Origin of the sequence: Pseudomonas sp. NPDC089758 (assembly GCF_044748705.1) — a bacterium.
In the GTDB taxonomy this organism is placed as follows: domain Bacteria; phylum Pseudomonadota; class Gammaproteobacteria; order Pseudomonadales; family Pseudomonadaceae; genus Aquipseudomonas; species Aquipseudomonas putida_X.
The window spans coordinates 337,389-357,134 of sequence record NZ_JBIVGN010000001.1 but is presented as its reverse complement, the minus strand read 5'-3'; the positions used below and the strand labels follow the sequence as shown (position 1 = coordinate 357,134).

The 19,746-nt window shown below is 64.7% G+C and carries 17 protein-coding genes; 9 read left to right on the top strand and 8 right to left on the bottom strand.

Annotated features, from left to right (window positions below):
• Window positions 1-32: 32 nt before the first annotated feature.
• From ACIPZH_RS01680 to ACIPZH_RS01670, 3 genes are read left to right on the top strand one after another with little or no spacing between them, the layout of a single operon-like run.
• A complete protein-coding gene (locus ACIPZH_RS01680) occupies window positions 33-1,916 on the top strand; it encodes a feruloyl-CoA synthase (RefSeq protein ID WP_400634813.1) in 1,884 nt (627 codons plus the stop codon).
• Window positions 1,913-3,154: a thiolase family protein gene (locus ACIPZH_RS01675; protein WP_400634811.1), complete on the top strand. Its 1,242-nt coding sequence runs from the start codon at window positions 1,913-1,915 to the stop codon at window positions 3,152-3,154. The genes ACIPZH_RS01680 and ACIPZH_RS01675 overlap by 4 nt, the downstream gene beginning before the upstream one ends.
• Window positions 3,155-3,168: 14 nt before the next feature.
• Window positions 3,169-4,908, top strand: coding sequence for an acyl-CoA dehydrogenase family protein (locus ACIPZH_RS01670; RefSeq protein WP_400634809.1), 1,740 nt, complete (start codon window positions 3,169-3,171; stop codon window positions 4,906-4,908).
• Here the strand turns inward: ACIPZH_RS01670 and ACIPZH_RS01665 are convergent.
• Window positions 4,889-5,899, bottom strand: a complete 1,011-nt coding sequence (locus ACIPZH_RS01665; RefSeq protein ID WP_400634807.1) for a formylglycine-generating enzyme family protein — start codon at window positions 5,897-5,899, stop codon at window positions 4,889-4,891. The two genes, ACIPZH_RS01670 and ACIPZH_RS01665, sit on opposite strands and share 20 nt — an antisense overlap.
• Window positions 5,896-7,566 carry an arylsulfatase gene (locus ACIPZH_RS01660; RefSeq protein WP_400634805.1) on the bottom strand — a complete coding sequence of 557 codons (1,671 nt, stop codon included), beginning with the start codon at window positions 7,564-7,566 and terminating at the stop codon, window positions 5,896-5,898. The genes ACIPZH_RS01665 and ACIPZH_RS01660 overlap by 4 nt, the downstream gene beginning before the upstream one ends.
• Window positions 7,567-7,815: 249 nt before the next feature.
• Here ACIPZH_RS01660 and ACIPZH_RS01655 point away from each other — a divergent pair, with 249 nt between their 5' ends.
• Both ACIPZH_RS01655 and mhpT read left to right on the top strand, forming a co-directional pair.
• On the top strand, window positions 7,816-9,207 hold the full coding sequence (locus tag ACIPZH_RS01655; RefSeq protein WP_400634803.1) for an alginate export family protein: 1,392 nt from the start codon (window positions 7,816-7,818) through the stop codon (window positions 9,205-9,207).
• Window positions 9,208-9,243: 36 nt separating this feature from the next.
• Window positions 9,244-10,449, top strand: coding sequence for a 3-(3-hydroxy-phenyl)propionate transporter MhpT (mhpT, locus tag ACIPZH_RS01650; protein WP_400634801.1), 1,206 nt, complete (start codon window positions 9,244-9,246; stop codon window positions 10,447-10,449).
• Window positions 10,450-10,529: 80 nt separating this feature from the next.
• Here mhpT and ACIPZH_RS01645 read toward each other — a convergent pair whose 3' ends face one another.
• Complete coding sequence (locus ACIPZH_RS01645) at window positions 10,530-11,039, bottom strand: nucleoside deaminase (RefSeq protein WP_241806441.1); 510 nt, start codon at window positions 11,037-11,039, stop codon at window positions 10,530-10,532.
• A 32-nt stretch (window positions 11,040-11,071) separates the two neighbouring features.
• Window positions 11,072-12,406 carry a nucleobase:cation symporter-2 family protein gene (locus tag ACIPZH_RS01640; protein ID WP_400634799.1) on the bottom strand — a complete coding sequence of 445 codons (1,335 nt, stop codon included), beginning with the start codon at window positions 12,404-12,406 and terminating at the stop codon, window positions 11,072-11,074.
• 185 nt (window positions 12,407-12,591) lie between these two features.
• Here ACIPZH_RS01640 and ACIPZH_RS01635 point away from each other — a divergent pair, with 185 nt between their 5' ends.
• On the top strand, window positions 12,592-13,506 hold the full coding sequence (locus ACIPZH_RS01635) for a LysR family transcriptional regulator (RefSeq protein ID WP_400634797.1): 915 nt from the start codon (window positions 12,592-12,594) through the stop codon (window positions 13,504-13,506).
• A 102-nt stretch (window positions 13,507-13,608) separates the two neighbouring features.
• Here the strand turns inward: ACIPZH_RS01635 and ACIPZH_RS01630 are convergent, their stop codons facing one another.
• Window positions 13,609-14,595 carry a 5'-nucleotidase gene (locus tag ACIPZH_RS01630; protein WP_400634795.1) on the bottom strand — a complete coding sequence of 329 codons (987 nt, stop codon included), beginning with the start codon at window positions 14,593-14,595 and terminating at the stop codon, window positions 13,609-13,611.
• A 172-nt stretch (window positions 14,596-14,767) separates the two neighbouring features.
• On the opposite strand from ACIPZH_RS01630, the gene adhP reads away from it, so the two are divergent.
• A complete protein-coding gene (gene adhP, locus ACIPZH_RS01625; protein WP_349974389.1) occupies window positions 14,768-15,778 on the top strand; it encodes an alcohol dehydrogenase AdhP in 1,011 nt (336 codons plus the stop codon).
• A 95-nt stretch (window positions 15,779-15,873) separates the two neighbouring features.
• Here the strand turns inward: adhP and ACIPZH_RS01620 are convergent, their stop codons facing one another.
• From ACIPZH_RS01620 to ACIPZH_RS01610, 3 genes are all read right to left on the bottom strand, one after another.
• A complete protein-coding gene (locus ACIPZH_RS01620; protein WP_400634793.1) occupies window positions 15,874-16,620 on the bottom strand; it encodes an SDR family NAD(P)-dependent oxidoreductase in 747 nt (248 codons plus the stop codon).
• Window positions 16,621-16,632: 12 nt separating this feature from the next.
• Entirely contained in the window at window positions 16,633-17,319 is a 687-nt protein-coding gene (locus ACIPZH_RS01615; RefSeq protein WP_241806435.1) for a type 1 glutamine amidotransferase domain-containing protein, read from the bottom strand.
• 107 nt (window positions 17,320-17,426) lie between these two features.
• Window positions 17,427-17,639 carry a DUF1737 domain-containing protein gene (locus tag ACIPZH_RS01610; RefSeq protein WP_400634791.1) on the bottom strand — a complete coding sequence of 71 codons (213 nt, stop codon included), beginning with the start codon at window positions 17,637-17,639 and terminating at the stop codon, window positions 17,427-17,429.
• Between the two features lie 632 nt (window positions 17,640-18,271).
• Here ACIPZH_RS01610 and ACIPZH_RS01605 point away from each other — a divergent pair.
• Both ACIPZH_RS01605 and ACIPZH_RS01600 read left to right on the top strand, forming a co-directional pair.
• Window positions 18,272-18,781: a sigma-70 family RNA polymerase sigma factor gene (locus tag ACIPZH_RS01605; protein ID WP_400625277.1), complete on the top strand. Its 510-nt coding sequence runs from the start codon at window positions 18,272-18,274 to the stop codon at window positions 18,779-18,781.
• Window positions 18,781-19,725 (top strand): FecR domain-containing protein, encoded by a 945-nt coding sequence (locus ACIPZH_RS01600; RefSeq protein ID WP_400634789.1) that lies wholly within the window; start codon window positions 18,781-18,783, stop codon window positions 19,723-19,725. The genes ACIPZH_RS01605 and ACIPZH_RS01600 overlap by 1 nt, the downstream gene beginning before the upstream one ends.
• The last annotated feature ends 21 nt before the right edge of the window (window positions 19,726-19,746 follow it).

The window sequence follows — 19,746 nt, the reverse complement described above, 5'->3', positions numbered from 1 at the left end:
AGGCTGTACAACAATAACAAGGAGCAACCTGCGTGAATAACCAAGCCCGCACAGGGTCGCGCGACCCTGGCCAAAGCCCGCGCTACCGGCAGGTGTCCATCGGGCATCCCCAGGTGCAGTTCAGCGAGGCCGACGGCATATTGCGCATGCAAGCCGTCGAGCCCCTGGCGCCGCTGCCGGCGCGCCTGCTCGACCGGCTGCTGCACTGGGCCGTACAGCGCCCGGACACTACCTTCATTGCCGCGCGGCAGTCCGATGGGGCCTGGCGCGCGATCACCTACGCGCAAATGCTCGTGCAGGTCCGTACCATCGCCGCCAACCTGCTGGGCTTTGGCCTGAGCGCCGAGCGGCCGCTGGCGCTTTTTTCCGGCAACGATATCGAGCACCTGCAGATCGCCTTGGGCGCCATGTATGCCGGCATCCCGTATTGCCCGGTGTCGCCGGCCTACGCACTGTTGTCCCAGGACTTCGCCAAGTTGCGCCATGTGTGTGAGGTACTGACCCCAGGGCTGGTGTTCACCACCGACACCCAACCGTTCCAGCGGGCCTTCGATGCCGTCCTGGATGCCTCGGTGGCGGTGGTGAGCGTGCATGGCCAGGCCCCGGGCCGTCGGCACCTGAGCTTCGACAGCCTGCTGCAGCCGTGCGACCTTGCGCGCGCCGACGCCGCGTTTGCCGCCACCGGGCCCGACACTATCGCCAAGTTTCTCTTCACCTCTGGCTCCACCAAACTGCCCAAGGCGGTGGTCACCACCCAACGCATGCTGTGCGCCAACCAGCAGATGCTGTTGCAGACCTTCCCGGTGTTCGCCGAAGAGCCGCCGGTGCTGGTGGACTGGCTGCCGTGGAACCACACCTTCGGCGGCAGCCACAACCTGGGCATCGTGCTGTACAACGGCGGCAGCTTCTACCTGGATGCCGGCAAGCCCACCCCGCAAGGCTTCGGCGAAACCTTGCGCAATTTGCGCGAAATTTCCCCCACCGCCTACCTGACCGTGCCCAAGGGCTGGGAAGAGCTGGTCAAGGCACTGGAGCAGGACGCGCAGTTACGCGAGGTGTTCTTTGCCCGCATGAAGCTGTTTTTCTTCGCTGCCGCCGGGCTTTCGCAAAGCGTGTGGGACCGCCTGGACCGCATCGCCGAGCAGCACTGTGGCGAGCGCATCCGCATGATGGCTGGCCTGGGCATGACCGAGGCGGCGCCGTCCTGCACCTTCACTACCGGGCCTTTGTCCCTGGCCGGCTACGTGGGCTTGCCTGCCCCAGGTTGCGAAGTGAAGCTGGTGCCGCTGGACGGCAAGCTGGAGGCGCGCTTTCGCGGCCCGCACATCATGCCCGGCTATTGGCGCTCGCCGCAGCAAACGGCCGAGGCGTTCGATGATGAAGGCTTTTACTGCTCGGGCGATGCCTTGAAGCTCGCCGATGCGCAGCAGCCCGAGCAGGGCCTGATGTTCGATGGGCGTATTGCCGAAGACTTCAAATTGTCGTCCGGCGTGTTCGTCAGCGTCGGCCCGCTGCGTAACCGTGCGGTGCTCGAAGGCTCGCCCTATGTGCAGGACATCGTGGTGGCCGCGCCGGATCGCGAATGCCTGGGCATCCTGGTGTTCCCGCGTTTGCCCGAATGCCGCCAACTGGCCGGGCTATCGCCCGAAGCCAGCGATGCCGACGTGCTCGGCAGCGACGCGGTGCGCAGCTGGTTCGCTGCTTGGCTGCAGCGCCTGAACCGTGACGCCCAGGGCAACGCCAGCCGCATCGAATGGTTGTCACTGCTGGTAGAGCCGCCGTCGATCGACGCCGGGGAGATCACCGACAAAGGTTCGATCAACCAGCGCGCGGTGTTGCAGCGCCGGGCTGACAAGGTAGCGGCGCTGTACCGTGGCGAAGACCCGACCGTGCTGCCCGCGCAGGTGCGCCCGTGAGCAGTGCCGGGCTGTGCACGGCGTTCGATGATGTGGCCATCGTGGAGATGGTCCGTACGCCCTGGGTCGACCTTGGCGGTGCGCTCGCCGCGGTTTCACCGATCGACTTGGGCATCAAGGCCGGGCGGGCGGTGCTGGCACGGGCCGGTATCGCCCCACAGGCGGTGGACAGCGTGCTGGCCGGCAGCATGGCCCAGGCCAGTTTCGATGCGTATCTGCTGCCGCGCCATATCGGGCTGTACTGCGGGGTGCCGCAAGCCGTACCCGCACTGGCAGTGCAGCGTATCTGCGGCACCGGCCTGGAGCTGTTGCGCCAGGCCGGGGAACAGTTGCGCAGTGGCGTGCAGCAGGTACTGTGCGTGGGCGCCGAGTCGATGTCGCGCAACCCGATCGCGGCTTATGAACACCGTGGCGGCTTTCGCCTCGGCGCGCCGGTAGGGTTCAAGGACTTTCTCTGGGAGGCGTTGTACGACCCGGCTGCCGGAGTGGACATGATCGGTACCGCAGAAAACCTGGCACGCGCGCATGGCCTTGGCCGCGAGGCGGTGGACGCCTGGGCGCTGCGCAGCCATCAGCGTGCGCTGCAGGCTCAGCAGCAGGGCTGGTTCGATGAGGAAATCGTCCAGATCACGGCAGAGGCTTTCAGCGCTGACGGCTGCCTGCCGCGCGGCATCGAACTGCCACGCGGGGTGGCCCATGTCAGCCACGACAGCCACCCGCGGTCTACCGATGCCCCAGCGCTGGCCCGCTTGCGTGCGGTGCACGCCGGTGGCGTGCAAACCGCGGGCAACAGTTGTGCGGTGGTCGATGGCGCGGCGGCAGCGTTGGTGACGCGTTTTTCCACGTGCACCCAGCCACCGTTGGCCCGCCTGCTGATGGCCACCGCCGTGGGTGTGCCCCCCAGCACCATGGGCATCGGGCCGGCCCCGGCGATTGCCCTGCTGCTCGAGCGCAGTGGCCTGCGCCTTGAGCAGGTCGACCGCTTCGAAATCAACGAAGCGCAAGCCGCCCAGGTGCTGGCGGTGGCCCAGGCCCTGCAACTGGATGAGGCAAAACTCAACGTCCATGGCGGGGCCATCGCCCTGGGCCACCCCTTGGCCGCCACCGGCTTGCGCCTGGTGCATACCCTGGCCCGCCAACTGCGCCAGGGCAACCTGCGGTATGGCATCGCTGCGGCCTGCATCGGCGGCGGCCAGGGCATGGCGGTGCTGATCGAAAACCCCCACTTCGCGGCTTGAACCCGAGGACTCCCATGGCCTGGAAGGCTCCCCTGCAAGACATGCAATTCGTGCTTGAGCATTGGCTCAGGGCCGACCAGGCCTGGCAGCACCTGCCGGCCTACGCCGACGTCGATCTGGAACTGGCCCTGCAGGTGCTGCAGGAGGCCGCCCGTTTCAGCGAACAGGTTCTGGCGCCGCTGAATGCTTCCGGCGACCGCCAGGGCTGCCGGCTGGAGCAGGGCAGGGTGCGCACGCCGGACGGCTTTGCCGCAGCCTATCGGGCCTACGTGGACGGCGGCTGGCCGGCGCTGGCCTGCGAGCCTCGGTTCGGCGGCCAAGGCTTGCCATTGGTACTGGATGCGGCCGTTCAGGAAATGCTCTTTGCCAGCAACCACGGCTGGGCCATGTACACTGGCATCGCTCATGGCGCCTACCTGTGCCTGAAGGCCCATGGCAGCGCCCAATTGCAGGCGCGTTACCTGCCCGGCATCGTCAGCGGCGCAAGCCTGCCGACCATGTGCCTGACCGAGCCACAGGCCGGCAGTGACCTTGCCTTGCTGCGCTGCCGTGCCGAACCGCTGGGCGATGGCAGCTACGCCGTTACCGGCAACAAGCTGTTCATTTCCGGCGGCGACCACGACCTGACCCGCGACATCCTGCACCTGGTGCTGGCGCGTTTGCCCGACGCCCCGGCAGGCAGCCGCGGGCTGTCATTGCTGCTGGTACCCAACGGCCTGGAAGGTGGTGTGGGCAATGGGGTGCAGTGCGATGGCCTGGAGCACAAGCTGGGCATTCGCGCTAGCGCCACCTGTGCGCTGCGCTTCGAGGGTGCCAGAGGCTGGCTGGTCGGGCAGGCCCACGGTGGCCTGGCGGCCATGTTCGTGATGATGAATTCGGCCAGGCTGCATGTTGGCCTGCAAGGGTTGGGGCACGCCGAAGCCGCCTGGCAACTGGCCCGTGACTATGCATGGGAGCGTCGCCAGATGCGCGCCCCCGGGCATTGGCCGGGGGCTGCTGCCGACCCCATTCACCTGCACCCTGCCATGCGCCTTGCGCTGCTGGAGTTGCGGGTGCGTAGCGAAGGCATGCGCACCTTGGGCTACTGGACGGCGCACTGGCTGGATGTGGCCGACGCCTCTGCCGACCCTGCGCTGCGCGCCAAAGCGGCGACGCTGGCGGCGTTGCTGACGCCCATCGTCAAGGCAGCGTTCACTGACTACGGTTTCAGCCTGTCGAGCAAAGCGCTGCAGGTGTTTGGCGGTTACGGCTACACCTGCGAGTTCGCCATCGAGCAGGTGCTGCGCGACAGCCGGATTGCGATGATCTACGAAGGCACCAACGAAATTCAGGCCAACGATCTGTTGTTGCGCAAAGTGCTGGGCGATGGCGGTGAAGGTTTCGCGCTGCTGCTGGGCGAGCTGCGCGCGGAGGCTGTTGCTGCCCCGGGCGCGGCGGCCGAGGCACTCGGCGTGATCTGCGACCGGTTGCAAGGGCTGGTTGCCACGCTTGAGCGCAGTGCGGCGCACAGCGTGGAATACCCCTATCGCGCGGCGGGGGCCTTCCTGCAGGTGTGCGCCACGGCGCTGCAGGCCTTTGCCTGGGCCCGCACCGTTCGCTGCCTCGACGCGTTGCCGGCCGAGGCGCCGCTACGGCGTGAGAAGCATGAAAGCACCACCTTCTTTTTCAGCTACCTGCTGCCTGACTTCGACCGGCAAGTGGCCGCTGTCGAGGCGGCCGCCTGCCCATTGCCTTTCATTGCCGAACCGTTCTGAACCCCACGTGTGAAGTCGCGATAAAGACCGGCTGGGGCTGGCGCGCCGAGGGCCGGTAACGCATGCACCGGTCCGCTGAGCACAGGTGCGATCCGCCTTTGATCACCACCACCGGTACGCCGGGTTCGGCCGGGTCGTAGCTTTCGCTCAAGGCGGGGCCGGGCGGGTCGAGGGCCGCGTCGCGTCGCGCATCGTGGCCCGGGCGGTAACCGGTGCGGGTCAGCTCCCAGACATTGCCCCCTGCATCGAACACACCAAACCGGTTGGCCGGGAAGCAGCCCACCGGTGAAGTACCGCTGAAACCGTCGGCGGCCGTGTTGTTGTAGGGGAACTGGCCCTGCCAGGTGTTGGCCATCAGCTTGCCCTTGGGCAGTTCAGTCTTGCCCCAACTGAAGTCGGCATCGTCCAGCCCGCCACGCATGGCGTATTCCAGTTGCGCTTCGCTGGGCAGTGCACGGCCCGCCCAGCGCGCGTAGGCCTGGGCATCTTCCAGTGTCACTTGCACCACCGGGTGGTTTTCCAGCCCTGCCAGGTCACTGCCAGGGCCTTGCGGGTGTCGCCAGCTGGCCCCCGGCACGAACTGCCAGCCGGGAGCGAGCACCTTCGGCCCTTGCTGGAACACCATAGCGCCCGGCACGCGCAGCGTGTCGGGCAGGGTGGGGTCCGCCTCGGCGCTGATGCCCCGTTCGGCCTGGGTACGGTAGCCGGTAACGGCCACGAACCGGGCGAACTGGGCGTTGGTGACCGGGTGCCTGTCGACCCAGAAGCCCGACACCTTTGCCGCATGTGGCGGGCCTTCTTCATCGTAGAAACGGTCGGAGCCGAAGGTGAAGGCGCCCCCCGGCAAGTGCACCATGCCATCTTGCCTGCCGGGTAAGCCGCTGTAGCCATCGCACAGCAGTACCGGCGCCGGGGCGTGTGGCCAGGCGCCGTAGGCCACGGCGAGCAAGCCAGCGGCGAGCAGCGCGCAGCCGGCTACCCGGGCCATCATGGTTTGCTGGCCAGGGGCATGGCGGGGCTGGCGGGGCGCCCGTCAGCGTCGATGGCGATGTTGCTGCGCTGGGCATAGGCCTTCCAGTCGCGCAGCAGGTCGCTCACCTGCCGGGGGTGTGCAGCAGCGATGTCATGGTGTTCGCCGGGGTCTTTGCTCAGGTCGTACAGGTGCCAGGCCGGGGTGCTGTCGGTGGCGTCCCACAGCAGTTTCATCGGCCCCTTGCGCAGCGAGGCGCTGCCGTTGATTTCCCAGCCCAGCGCTTCGTCATGGGCGTGGATCCGCGTGTCCTTGCCTTGCAGGTAGTCCAGCGCCGAGGTGCCCTGTGGCGGCACGATGGCGCGGTCGCGGTAGCTGATGCCGGGCATCGGCGCGCCGGCCAGTTGCAGCAGGGTCGGCATGATGTCCCTGACACTGGCCATCTCATCGCTGCGTCCGGCCTTGATGCTGGCCGGGTGGTAAACGAAGGCAGGCACGCGGATGCCGCCCTGGTAGGTGGTCATCTTGTAGCGGCGGCTGGGCAGGGCACTGACTTGCGCCCAGGCCGAGCCGATCATCAGGAACGAATCACGCCGGCCGTAGTTGGCCAGGCGGTTATCGAAGTGTTCCTTGATCCAGTTGGGGTCGACGCGGGTGGCATTTTCCGGCCCGTTGTCGGACATGAACAGTACCAGTGTGTTGTCCAGCTCGCCGGTTTGGCGCAGGTGATCGACCAGGCGCCCGACCTCAGCATCCAGGGCCGCCACCATGGCCGCGTACACCTCCATGGTGCGCGCCGATTGCCGTTGTTGCTGTTCGCTCAGCGTGGCCCAGCCCGGTACACCTTCCAGTTGCGGCTCGAGGGGGAAGTCAGCTGGCACCAGCCCGGCCTTGCGCTGGCGCGCCAGGCGCTCGCGGGCGATCACCTCATAGCCCTGGTCGTAGCGGCCGCGGTATTGCGCCAGGTATTTATCCGGTGCCTGCAAGGGCCAGTGCGGCGCGGTGTAGGCGGCAAAGGCAAAGAAGGGTTTGTTGCTGGCCTTGCCATCGTCGATGGCGGCGATGAGGCGGTCGGTGAACCAGGTGGTGGAGTAGAAGTCGTCAGGCAGTTCGATGGGGTCGCCATTGTGGCGGAAGGTGGAACTGTAGTTGGGCTGCAGCGCCATGTTGGCCTGCTTGAAATGCGCGGCGCCGCCTTCGAGCAGCACGTAGGCCTGGTCGAAGCCGCGGTTCTGGGGCTGCTGCGCAGGCTGCATGCCCAGGTGCCATTTGCCGGAGATGTAGGTGCGGTAGCCAGCATCGTGCAGCAGTTCTGCCAGGGTCGCGACGTTGCTGCCCAGTACCCCTTCGTAACCGGCGCGCACCGCAACGCCGGCCGGCAAGCGCTTGCGTGCTTCGGCCATCATGCCCAGCCCTGCCAGGTGCGGGTCGTTGCCAGACATCAGCATGGCGCGGGTAGGGGAGCAGCTTGGCGCCGCGTGGAAGTCCAGCATCAGGCGGCCGTCGGTCAGCAACTTGTCCAGGTTGGGCGTCTGGATTTCGCTGCCCAGGGCCGACAGGTCAGAGAAGCCGAGGTCATCGGCAACAATCAGCAGAATGTTTGGTTGTTTAACGGTTGGCGTGGCCATGGCCTGGCTGGTGCCAAGCATGAGCAGGCCGAGAGCGGCAAGGGATTTGAGGCAGTTCATCAGAGTGCTCTTTTTGTTTTTTGTGGGGGTCGTGGCGGCGTGCCCTCAAGGTAGAGAGCCCGCGACACTCATGTTAACGGCCATGACGGCGACTGCGCAGGCGCCCTGGGAAAAAGCGTTCGATAAACGAACGCTGGATTTGGCCAATGTCAGGTAGTTTGCCTCCCCCTATTGACGGCAAGATGGTTAACAAAAATAATCGTTAACAGAGTTATCCAATTTCATAAAAACAAGTAAAGGGAAATTCTGATGACCAGGCCGTTGAACCGGTGGTGGGTGCCCGTTGTACTGCTTTCCATAGGCCAATGCGTGCAGGCGGCCAGTCCGCTTGAACAGAGCCGGCCAGGCCGGCCCGGTGCGCCTCGCTGGGTCGAGGACTATCGCTTCCTGGATGCCCCGGCCAAGGCCAGCGACCCATTCGATGGGGTGCGCTACCATCGCTTGTCCGAGTCGGCCTGGCTGCAGCTGGGGGCCGAAGCCCGTTACCGGGCCGATGTATTCAACAAGCCATTTTTCGGCTTGCGCGGGTTGAACGACGACTCCTACCTGATGCAGCGCTTGCAGGCGCACGCCGACCTGCATCTGTTCGATGATGCTGTGCGCACGTTCGTCCAGGTGGAGAACACCCGGGCTTTCGGCAAGGACCTGTACTCCCCCAACGATGAAAGCCGCAATGAAGTGCGCCAGGCCTTCGTCGACTTCAATCATGACTTTGCCCAAGGGCGCTATACCACCCGCATTGGCCGCCAGGAGATGGGGCTTGGCGACCAGGCGTGGGTCACCTACCGGGACTCACCCAACATCCGCCTGAGCTTCGATGGCGTGCGTGCCAGCCTCAACCTCAAGGACGGCCGCAAGCTCGATGCCTTCGCGTTTCGGCCGCTCAAGACCGGCGAGGACAGCTGGGACGACGGCAGCAACAATGCGGTGAAGTTCTATGGCCTGTACGGCACCTTGCCGCTGACGCCAGCCTGGAACATCGACCTGTTCGCCTTCGGCCTGGAAACCGATGACCGCAGCCTGGCGGGTGAAGCGGGCGATGAGCAACGCTATACCTTCGGCACGCGGCTGTTCGGCCGCCAGCAGGCCCTGGACTGGAGCTGGAACCTGGCCGGGCAGACCGGCCACCTGGGCAATGCCTCGATCCGTGCCTGGGCACTGTCCAGCGACACCGGCTACACCTTCGCGCACCCCTGGCAGCCGCGGTTGGGCATGCGCATCGACGCCGCCAGCGGTGACCGCGAACTGGGCGATGGCAAGGTCAACACCTTCGACCCGCTGTTCCCGCGCAATGGCGTTTATGGCGAGGCCAGCCTGACCACCTTGAGCAACCTCATCGTGGTCGGGCCGACGTTGGGCTTTTCACCCTGGCGTACCTTGCGCTTCGAGCCGGGCGTCTTCGAGGTGTGGAAGCAGCGTGCAGAAGACGGTGTGTACATGCCTGGCATGAGCATGCTGGCCAACACCCGGGGCACCGGGCGCCATGTGGGCACCATCTACCGCGCCAACACCCGTTGGTTGGCGACACCCAATCTGACCCTGGACGTCGACCTGAAGTACTACGACGTCAGTTCCGCCATCAAGGACGCCGGTGGGGAAGATTCTTCGTTCATCTCGTTACGTGCCACGTTCAGGCTTTGATCCCAACCCAACGCATAACAACAAAAGGGCCTACCCATGCGTGATTCATCCTCGTCCTCAAGCAAGCCGGTGCTTACCATCGGCCTGTGTTTTCTCGTGGCACTGCTCGAAGGCCTCGACCTTCAGGCGACCGGCATCGCCGCACCGCACATGGCCAAGGCGTTCGCGCTGACCCCGGCGATGCTTGGCTGGGTGTTCAGCGCTGGGCTGCTGGGGTTGTTGCCCGGCGCCTTCATCGGTGGTTGGCTCGCCGACCGGCTGGGCCGCAAGAACATCCTGATCGTGGCGGTGCTGCTCTTCGGTGGTTTTTCGCTCGGTACTGCCTTGGCCGACAGCTACGCCTCACTGCTGGTCGCACGGCTGATGACGGGGCTGGGGCTGGGGGCGGCGTTGCCCATCCTCATTGCCCTGGCCAGTGAGGCGGCGCCCGAGCAATTGCGCAGCACCGCGGTGAGCATCACGTATTGTGGCGTACCCCTGGGCGGCGCCATCGCTTCGATCATCGGCATGGCGCCGTTGGGCGAAGACTGGCGGGTAGTGTTCTATGTGGGCGGTATCGCGCCAATCGTCATCGCCGTGGTGCTGGTGGTATGGCTGAAAGAGTCCCAGGCGTTTCGGGCGCAAACCGGTGAAAAGATTGCCGGCCAAGGCATGCTGGCCCAGCTGTTCGGGCCTGGGCATGCAAGCCGCACCTTGCTGCTGTGGGTGGCGTGCTTCTTTACCCTTACCGTGTTGTACATGCTGCTCAACTGGTTGCCGTCGTTGCTGATCGGGCAAGGTTTCAGCCGCCCGCAGGCTGGCATGGTACAGATCCTGTTCAACCTCGGCGGTGCGGCGGGCTCGTTCCTCACCGGGCGGATGATGGACAAGGGCCATGCCCGGCGCGCAGTGTTCATCGCGTACATCGGCATGCTGGCAGCGCTGGCGGGGCTTGGCCTGTCGACGAGCTTTGCGTTCATGCTGGTGGCCGGTTTCGTTGCCGGGTATTGCGCCATCGGCGGCCAACTGGTGCTGTACGCACTGGCGCCGACACTGTATTCGACTCAGGTTCGGGCCACGGGGGTGGGGGCTTCGGTAGCCATCGGGCGTTTGGGTTCGATGGCCGGGCCGTTGGCGGCGGGGCAGATTCTGGCCGCCGGTACGGGGGTGGGTGGGCTGCTGCTGGCAGCCTCACCGGGCCTGGTGGTGGCTGCTGTGGCGGCACGCGCATTGCTGGCCAGGCGTAACCGCCAACCGCAGTGAGCCGGCCCGCAGCCGGTTCAAGCTGCCAGGCAGCTCGGTGAGCCTGCCTGGCGCTTCTTGGGCTCAGTGAGTGCCCATGCTCATTTCCAGAACCCTTTGTGCGCCGCAGCGGCTTCGTCCTCCAACAGCGGGCCGTGCACGACGATCTCACGCTGGCCGCGGGCGAACACCTCGCGGCATGGCAAGGAAAACGTCGGGTTTTCCGGGTGGTCCCCGGTCAGTTCGAGCAGCGTATGTTCCGACAGCGCATACACCACCCGGCCGATACCGGTCCAGTACACGGCACCGGCGCACATGCAGCAGGGTTCAGCGCTGGTGTAGAGCGTGCAGTTGGCCAGTGCTTCGGCTGGCAGGGCTTTGGCAGCCAGGGCTGCGGCGACCAGTTCGGCGTGTTGGGTGGGGTCGCCTTCGGGCGGCATGGAGTTGTTGCCAGCGCTGGCGATCACCCGGCCTTGGGCATCGGCGACAATGGCCGCAAAGGGGTGACGACCGCGTGCTTTGGCCTGCTCTGCAAGGCGCATCGACTGGCGTAGCAGGTCCAGGTCGAGGGCGGACAGGTCGGCGGCGGCAGGGGTGTGGAGAGTGGTCATGATTGCTCCTGGGATCGGCAGGGGTAAAAGGCTCACTTGGCCACGCTGGCATCGGCGCGGTCCGGGTCAGTGGTCTTGGTGTTGTTGAGCAGCAGATTGAGCGTGATCGCCGTGATCGCGCCGAGGAAAATACCGCTCTCCAGCACCAGCTTGAGCGGGCCGCTCAGGTGCTGGAACAGCCCGGGGAAGGACATTGGCAATACGCCGATGCTGATCGAAACGGCAACGATGATGCCGTTGCGGGTGCCTTCGAACGGTACGCGGGAGAGCGCCTGGATCCCGGCCACCGTGGTCATGCCGAACATGACGATGGCGCAGCCGCCCAGCACCGGCGTGGGCACGGCAGCGATCAGCGCGCCCAGTTTCGGAAACAACCCCATCAGCACCATGATTGCGCCGGCGGCGGCCACCACAAAGCGGCTCTTGACGTTGGAAAGCGCGATCAACCCGGTGTTCTGGGTGAAGGCGTTGTACGGGAAACTGTTGAACAGCCCGCCGAGCATCGTCGATAGCCCGTCTGCGCGGAAAGCGTCGCCCAGTGTGGTGGCGTCTGTGGGCTTGCCGACCAGTTTGCCGATGGCCAGGCAGTTGCCGGTGGTTTCGGCCATGATCACCAGCATGGCCAGCACCATGATGAGGATTGGCGTGGTGGAGAACTGTGGCGCACCGAAAGCCATGGGCGGGCTCAGCTCGAACCACGCGGCCTGGCTGACTTTGCCGAAGTGCGTCATGCCGAAGGCTGCGGCCAACAGGCTGCCGCCCAACAGGCCGAGCAGCACGCTGAGGTTGCCGATAAAGCCTGAAAAGCGCGCATGAATCACCAGCGTGATGGCCACCGTCGCGATGCCCAGCAACAGGTTGGCGGGGGCGCCGAAGTCCGCCGCGCCCGGGTCGCCGCCCCCCAGCCAGATGGCCGCTGCAGGCATCAGCGAAATACCGATGATGGTGATCAGGCTGCCGATCACCACCGGCGGGAAGAAGCGCAGCAGCCGGCTGAACAGCGGCGCGAGGGCGATGGTGATAGCGCCGGCGGCAATCACCGCACCAAACACCTCCTGCAGGCCGAACTGCTTGCCGATCATGATCATCGGTGCCAGCGCGATGAACGAGCAGCCCTGGATCAACGGCAGGCGCGCCCCGAAGCGCCAGAAACCGAGGGTCTGGATGAGGGTGGCGATACCCGAGGTGAACAGGTTGGCGTTAATCAGCGTCACCACCTGCGCCTGGGTCAGGCCCAGTGCGCTGCCGAGGATGAGCGGTACCGCGACCGCGCCGGCATACATCACCAGTACGTGCTGCAGGCCAAAGGTGAACAGTTGGCGCAGCGGTAATACTTCGTCTACAGCGTGGACCTTGCATGGGCTCATGGCGTGAATCTCCTGAAGGTGCGGCTCTTTTCGTTGTTATCGGCGCCTGGAGTGACACGCAGCGCAGGGTTTGAACAGGGCAGCTGCAAGCGTGGTCGAGGCTGATGATCCGGCGAAACAAACGATGGAACAAATGAGTAACCATCGTTAGCATCGATGGTTCGTTGGGTTGGCAGGGGGTAAGAATGCGTTTTTCGCTGGAGCAATTGCAGGTGTTCGTTGCCGCGGTACAAGCGGGCTCGTTTTCGGCAGCGGCGCGGCGCCTGGGGCGTACGCAGTCCACCGTCAGCGCTGCAATCGCCAACCTAGAAACCGACCTGGGCGTGGCGCTTTTCGACCGTAGCAGCCGCATACCGGCACTGACCGCCGCCGGGCATAAACTGCTGCTGCGAGCCGAGGGCATCCTTGAGCGTTGCTACGCCCTGGAGGGCAGCGCCGACAACTTGGCCCAGCAGGCCGAGCCTGCGCTCACGCTCGCCATCGAGGTGCCGTATGGGTCACTGATCCCGGTGTTCAAAGCGTTCGACCAGGCCTTTCCCTTCGTCGACTTGCTGATTCGTCACCCGGTGCACGGCGATGTCAGCGAGATGGTGCATAAAGGTGAGGCAGACCTGGGCATCGCGTTTTCCCAGCCGGGCTACCCGCCTGCGTTGGCCTTCCAGCAGCTGGGCAAATTGATCATGGCGCATGTCTGCCACGCCACCCACCCGCTGGCGCAACTGCAAACCTGCACCTTCGCCGACCTGCACGCCCACCGCCGGCTGGCCTTCTTCGCCCACGCACTAAAGCTGCCCAGCAGCGAATACCTGCGTACTGCGCAGCTCTGGCAGGCTGAGAGCTACCTGGCGTTGGTGGAGATGGTGCGCGGTGGCCTGGGGTGGGCGACCCTGCCACGGCAGCTGGTGCAGCGGGAGCTGGACGCCGGGGAGTTGATCGAGCTGCAACTGCAGGCCTATCCGCACACCGACTGGCTGGTCGGCGTGGACCTGCTGTGGCATCAGCAGCACCGGCCGGGCAAGGCTGCCCTGTGGTTGCGCGATTGCCTGCAGCGTACCAAGGTGTTCGAGCTGGACCGGCGCGGCATGCCTACCACGTTGTAGGTGGCATGTGCTGGGCCTGCCAGGTGCGCTGGCCGTGCCACCCGGGGTGCATCCACGAGGTGGTGAGCAGAGCGTTCGAACGACGTGGTTGAAGCAGCGCTTTCAATTCATCTTCAAGCGTGCCGTGGTCGTTTTGGCAGCTTCGTTCGCGGGCCACTCTAGCCTTTTGTTGGCTACCCCAAACGGCACATGGACCATCGGTAAATTCCCTGCCGCCGACATCAGATGGCTGCGCTGGTCATCAAAGAACATGTGCGGTTTGAGAATCGACAGCACTCGACTCTTCTCCATTCCCCCAAGAAAGAACGATTCATCCGGCGAAACGCCCCAGTTTTTCAAGGTAGTCACCACACGTTCATGCGACGGAGCATTGCGCGCGGTGACGATGGCGATGCGCAGAATGCGTTTGTACGTTGGGTCCTGCACCAACTTCTGATCTTCCAGCGTGCGGATCAGCGAAAGTTTGCGATACAGGTCTGCCAACGGCCCCGGCTGATGCGGAATCGTCTTGTGCGCATGCTCGTGGGCCTGAAACTCAGTCAGGTCCTGGCGCTGCTTGTACACGCTTTCGGCTTCGTCATCGGCGATCACCCCATCGAAGTCGAAGGCCACCCGTAATTCGGTGTCGATCTCGTCATCGTAGATCTTGCTCGGCAACACCAGGCCGGCAGGGTAGTCGGCGTCGATGGCGCGCTGCACGTCCCCTTCGTGGGCGCTTAGAAACAGCGAGGCGTTGAAGGCGGGGATGTATTCGTAGGGCGAGCGGCCGGACATGAACGCGGCGCGGGTGATGTCCAGGCCGTAATGGGCGATGGAGCGGAACACCCGCAGGCCGGTTTCGGGTGAGTTGCGCGAGAGCAGCACCACTTCTACGGGCAACTGCTCGGGGAACGCTTTGTTGATGCTCAGGAAGCGGCGGATAAAGGGGAATGCCACACCTTTGGGGAAGGGCACGTCAAGGTTGGCCTCCTGGTGCAGGCGGTAGGCTTCCACGCCATCTGCCTGATAGATATCGTCCGAGACGGTCAGGTCGAACAGTGCACTGGAAGCGACGCCGACGACGAGTTTCTGTTCGATGGGGTAGGGCATGGCGGGCTTCCTGGTGATGGAGCTGGGGCGCCTTGTCAGCAGGCTAGGCCGAATCCTAGCAAACCCGGCCACCTATCGTCACAGACCCTGACCTGCAGCAAGTTTTGCGGCCAAACCACCACTATGCTGAACGCTTCGACTCAAGCTCACTCAGGTAATCAAGGAGGCATTCATGAAAGCTGCAGTTGTGGCCAAAGGGCAACGCGTGGACGTGGTGGAAAAAAACCTGCGCCCGCTTGCCCACGGTGAAGCGTTGCTGAAGATGCAGTGCTGTGGCGTGTGCCACACCGACCTGCACGTCAAGAATGGCGATTTCGGTGACAAGACGGGTGTGACCCTCGGCCACGAAGGGATTGGCGTGGTGGTGGAGGTAGGCCCGGGCGTCACGTCGCTCAAGCCGGGCGACCGCGCCAGCGTGGCGTGGTTCTTCCAAGGGTGTGGGCACTGCGAGTACTGCAACAGCGGTAACGAAACGCTGTGCCGTGAGGTGAAGAACTCGGGCTATACCGTCGACGGCGGCATGGCCGAGGCGTGCATCGTGGTGGCCGACTACGCGGTGAAGGTGCCTGACGGGCTCGACTCGGCTGCCGCCAGCAGCATCACCTGCGCCGGTGTGACCACGTACAAGGCGGTGAAATCGTCCAACATCCGCCCCGGGCAGTGGCTTGCGGTCTATGGCCTCGGCGGGCTGGGCAATCTGGCCCTGCAGTATGCGAAGAATGTCTTCAACGCCCGGGTCATCGCGATTGACGTGAACGATGAGCAGCTGGCATTCGCCCGTGAGATGGGCGCTGACCTGGTGGTCAATGCGCGCAGTGAGGATGTAGCCAAGGTCATCCAGGCGAAAACCGGCGGCGCGCAGGCGGCCGTGGTGACGGCGGTGTCGAAAAGCGCGTTCAATTCTGCAGTCGATGCGCTGCGTGCCGGGGGCCGGCTGGTGGCGGTCGGGCTGCCGCCAGAGGCCATGAGCCTGGACATTCCGCGCCTGGTGCTCGATGGCATCGAAGTGGTCGGCTCATTGGTCGGTACCCGCCAGGACCTGGCTGAAGCCTTCGAGTTTGCCGCGCAAGGCAAGGTGGTACCGAAGGTGACGTTGCGGCCGATCGAAGACATCAACGCTATTTTCGAAGAGATGCTGGAAGGCAAGATCAAGGGCCGCATGGTGATCAACTTCGCGGATTGAGCAGTGCGCTGTCAGGGGCATGGGGCGGGTCTTCGGCACTGCTTGGATCGAGTGCCAGAGCACTTGCGCCATGCACCGGCTTGACCTTGGCAATGTCACCAGGTGATCGGCTGACCATCCCACGCCCAGAAGGTGCCACTGTCCGCCGGCCCAAGCCGGCCAATCTGCTCCAGGATGCACTGCGCAGCGAATGCAGGTGCAAACAATTGTTCGGCGGGCACATTCGCCTGAAAAGGTTGGGAAAGCTGGGTATCGGTGGTGCCGGGGTGCAGCACCAGCACCGTAGAGGCCGGGTTGAGCCGTTTGAGTTCGATGCTGGCCGTATGCAGCAGCTGGTTCAACGCGGCCTTGCTGGCGCGGTAGCTGTACCAGCCGCCCAGGCGGTTGTCGCCGATGGAACCGACCCTGGCCGAAAGCGCGGCAAAGGTGCAGGGCTGCTTGCGCAGCAGCGGCAGCAGGTGTTTGAGCAGCAGCACCGGCGCGAACGCATTGGTAGCGAAGCTGGCCTGCAGGCCCGCCAGGTCGAGTTGGGCCAGGGCCTTTTCCGCCTTGGCCCCGTCGCGCTGCAGAATGCCCAAGGTGCTTATGACCAGATCGAGGTGCGTGCAGATGCGGCTGACCTCGCTGGCCAATGCTTCAAGGGCCTGCTCATTGCGGGCGTCGCAATCGATACGCACCAGGCGCTCGCCATGTGCAGCGGCGAGCGCGGCCAGGGCTTGGCTGCCCCTGGCCTGGCGTGACACTGCCCACACCCGCGCCACGTCGTTGCGTGCCAGCAGCTGCTCGCAAAGCGCCAGGCCGATGCCCTGGCTGGCGCCGCAGATGAGTGCGTTCAGCATCATGGTGCAGCGGGCCTACTCGGCTGCCAGGCGCTTGAGCAGCGCCTTGGCCACCGCTTCGGACGATGCCGGGTTCTGCCCAGTGATCAGATGCCCGTCCTCGACCACATGGCTTGCCCAGTCCGGGCCTTTGGAGTACTCGCCGCCGTTGTGCTTGAGCATGTCCTCGACCAGAAAGGGCACCACATCAGTCAGCCCGACCGCATCTTCCTCGCTGTTAGCGAACCCGGTCACTTTCTTGCCCTTGACCACAGGGTGGCCGTCTGGCGCGTTGACGTTCTTGAACACCCCCGGTGCATGGCACACGGCGGCAATCGGCTTGTTGGATGCATAGAAGGCTTCGAGCAGCGTCTTGGAGTCGGTGTCCTCGGCCAGGTCCCACAGCGGCCCATGGCCACCGGGGTAGAATACGGCGTCGAAGTCATAAGGGTCGATTTCGCTCAGCGGTACCGTGTCGGCCAGTGCCATCTGCCCCTCGGTATCACTGCGAAAACGCCGGGTCGCGTCGGTTTGCGCATCGTCCTCGTCACTTTTGGGGTCCAGCGGTGGCTGCCCGCCTTTGGGCGAGGCAAGGGTGACGTCGGCGTTGGCGTCGATGAACACGTAGTAAGGTGCGGCAAACTCCTCCAGCCAGAAGCCGGTTTTCTTGCCGGTGTCGCCCAACTGATCGTGGGATGTCAGCACCATCAGGATCTTTTTCATCTGAGCCAGTTCTCCAAGCATTAATGGGCAGCGCGCCGTTCGCCCTGCATTACTGTGGGAGGGCGTAGCGGGGCAGACGTTCCCTGCCCGGCATCAGCCTGGTGTAGTCAGCCGTGCTGAGGCTGGCCCTTGGCGCTCGGCCATACCACCGCCTGGCCTGCGATGACGCACTGTTGCTGGGGGTCATAGGTGAGGCTTGGCGAACCATGCAGTTCATACCCCAAGGCAAGTATGTCCGATATTCTGCGACAGAACGCAGCATCGTCCTTGCCGGTGATCAGCCGGTAGCGGGGGAGGTCATTGGGAGGGGATGCTTGCATGTCGAGTTCCTTTCAGGGGGGGCACCGATCATGCCGTTTCGCTGTGCGTCATTCCACAGCAACCGGCGAGCCTTGTTGATCTTAGCCAGGCTTGAACTGGTCCCGTCGAGGGCGCTCGGGCTATTACCGCACCGCTATGGGGGGGCTGCTGCGCAGCCCATCGCCGGCAAGCCGGCTCCCACCGCGACCGCGCAGTTCATCAGACCTGTGCTTTACCTGGCAAGCAACCGTCTTGCCCAATTTCTAAAAGCCGGCGCGATCCCTGTGTGTGCCGGCTTGCCGGCGATCACCGGCAAAGCCGGTGCCTCCCACCGCGACCGCGCAGTTCATCAGGCCTGTGCTTTACCTGTGCAAGCAACCGTCTTGCCCAATTTCTATAAACCGGCGCAAATCCCTTCGGGAGCCGGCTTGCCGGCGATGGGGCCGGTACTTGCAGCACTATTCGCAAGCCACCGCTCTGGCCAGCACGCCAGAACATCCTCAGCAAGCCTACCCCCTACAGATACTGCGCAGACCTCCTGTGGGAGGACATTCACAGGCGTCCTGACGGTCCCGTGAACACAAACCCCTTGGATCTGCACCGCAACGTAAAATAGAATCACTTCTATTTACGCCACTGCAGGGCCTTCCCCATGACTGACGCCGCGACGCCCCCGGAGCACAGCTTGCCTGCCCTGTACCGTGAGCACCGTGGCTGGCTGGAAGCCTGGCTGCGCCGGCGCCTGAGCAACGCCTGGGATGCGGCCGACCTGAGCCAGGACACTTTTCTGAAAGTGCTGGCCAGTGCCCAGCCACTGGCCGAAATCCGCGAACCGCGCGCCTACCTGTTGACCGTCGGCAGGCGCCTGTTGAGCAATTTCCACAAGCGCCGCAGCCTGGAGCAAGCCTACCTGGACGCACTGGCACGATTGCCTGAGCAGTGCCTGCCATCGCCGGAACAACGCTGGATCTTGCTCGAAACCCTGCAAGCGCTGGATGAACTGCTCGACGGTCTCAACGCGCCGGTGCGCAAGGCCTTTCTCTGGAGCCAGCTGGAAGGCCTGGGCTACAGCGAAATTGCGCAACGCCTTGGGGTATCCGAGCGCACGGTCAAACGCTACATGGCGCAGGCCTATGAGCACTGCCTGCTGGTGGACCTGTAATGGCCGAACCTTCCGCTCAAGCCCGCGAAGTCGTACGCACGGCGGCGCGCTGGCTGGCACTGCTGGAGTCAGGCAAGGCCAGTGAAGGTGAGCTGCAGCGCCTGGCGCAGTGGCGCGCCAGCAACACCCTGCATGAGCAGGCCTGGCAGAAGGCGCAGCTGCTGCGCCAACGCTTTGCCCAGCTGCCCGGAGAGCTGGCGCTGGCCACGCTCGACCGCCCGGACGCAGAGCGTCGTGCCCTGCTCAAGCAAGCGTTGGGGGTGGCCGCGCTGGTTCCTGCCGCCTGGCTGCTTGGTCGGCAGGTACCACTGGATGCGTGGACCGCCGATGTGCATACCGCTGTGGGGGCGCGCAGTCGACGGGTGCTGGGCGATGGCACGGTCTTGCAGCTGAACACCGACAGTGCCGTCAACATTGACCTGGCAGCGCGACGGCTGACCCTGGTCCGCGGTGAGGTTGCCATCAAAGCCCCCCAAGGCGTGAGCATGGCCGTGCAGGTACCGTTTGGCCAGGTAGCGGTCAACGCAGGCGAGGCCTGTGTTCGTCTGTTCGATCAGTCTTGTCGGGTTTCTGTACTCAATGGCACCGCCACGCTGCAACCACTGCGCGGCACTTCCGTGGCGTTGCAGGCGGGGCAGCAGGCCAGCCTGCAGGCCGCCAGCGTGAGCGTGGTAAGCGAACTGGATGATTGGCTGCTGGGCTGGCGCGACGGGGTGCTGAGGCTGGACGATCGGCCATTGGGCGACTTGTTGCGTGAATTGCGCAGGTACCGCCCCGGTGTTTTGCGCTGGGCACCGGCGCTGGACACGCTGCGTGTCACCGGCACCTTCCGCCTCGACGACACGGACCGCGCGCTGTCACTGCTGGCTGCCAGCCTGCCGCTGGAGGTGCATGCGCGCACCCGTTATTGGGTCACGCTGACGGCGCGAGAAAAACGCGCGTAAGGCTGTCCCCTTTTTTCCACT

Bases quoted from the DNA above. Each gene is read 5' to 3' on its own strand.
- ACIPZH_RS01670 (WP_400634809.1), top strand. From the start codon at position 3,169: ATGGCCTGGAAGGCTCCCCTGCAAGACATGCAATTCGTGCTTGAGCAT.
- ACIPZH_RS01665 (WP_400634807.1), bottom strand. From the start codon at position 5,899: ATGATGGCCCGGGTAGCCGGCTGCGCGCTGCTCGCCGCTGGCTTGCTC.
- ACIPZH_RS01660 (WP_400634805.1), bottom strand. From the start codon at position 7,566: ATGAACTGCCTCAAATCCCTTGCCGCTCTCGGCCTGCTCATGCTTGGC.
- ACIPZH_RS01655 (WP_400634803.1), top strand. From the start codon at position 7,816: ATGACCAGGCCGTTGAACCGGTGGTGGGTGCCCGTTGTACTGCTTTCC.
- mhpT (WP_400634801.1), top strand. From the start codon at position 9,244: ATGCGTGATTCATCCTCGTCCTCAAGCAAGCCGGTGCTTACCATCGGC.
- ACIPZH_RS01645 (WP_241806441.1), bottom strand. From the start codon at position 11,039: ATGACCACTCTCCACACCCCTGCCGCCGCCGACCTGTCCGCCCTCGAC.
- ACIPZH_RS01640 (WP_400634799.1), bottom strand. From the start codon at position 12,406: ATGAGCCCATGCAAGGTCCACGCTGTAGACGAAGTATTACCGCTGCGC.
- ACIPZH_RS01635 (WP_400634797.1), top strand. From the start codon at position 12,592: ATGCGTTTTTCGCTGGAGCAATTGCAGGTGTTCGTTGCCGCGGTACAA.
- ACIPZH_RS01630 (WP_400634795.1), bottom strand. From the start codon at position 14,595: ATGCCCTACCCCATCGAACAGAAACTCGTCGTCGGCGTCGCTTCCAGT.
- adhP (WP_349974389.1), top strand. From the start codon at position 14,768: ATGAAAGCTGCAGTTGTGGCCAAAGGGCAACGCGTGGACGTGGTGGAA.
- ACIPZH_RS01620 (WP_400634793.1), bottom strand. From the start codon at position 16,620: ATGATGCTGAACGCACTCATCTGCGGCGCCAGCCAGGGCATCGGCCTG.
- ACIPZH_RS01615 (WP_241806435.1), bottom strand. From the start codon at position 17,319: ATGAAAAAGATCCTGATGGTGCTGACATCCCACGATCAGTTGGGCGAC.
- ACIPZH_RS01610 (WP_400634791.1), bottom strand. From the start codon at position 17,639: ATGCAAGCATCCCCTCCCAATGACCTCCCCCGCTACCGGCTGATCACC.
- ACIPZH_RS01605 (WP_400625277.1), top strand. From the start codon at position 18,272: ATGACTGACGCCGCGACGCCCCCGGAGCACAGCTTGCCTGCCCTGTAC.
- ACIPZH_RS01600 (WP_400634789.1), top strand. From the start codon at position 18,781: ATGGCCGAACCTTCCGCTCAAGCCCGCGAAGTCGTACGCACGGCGGCG.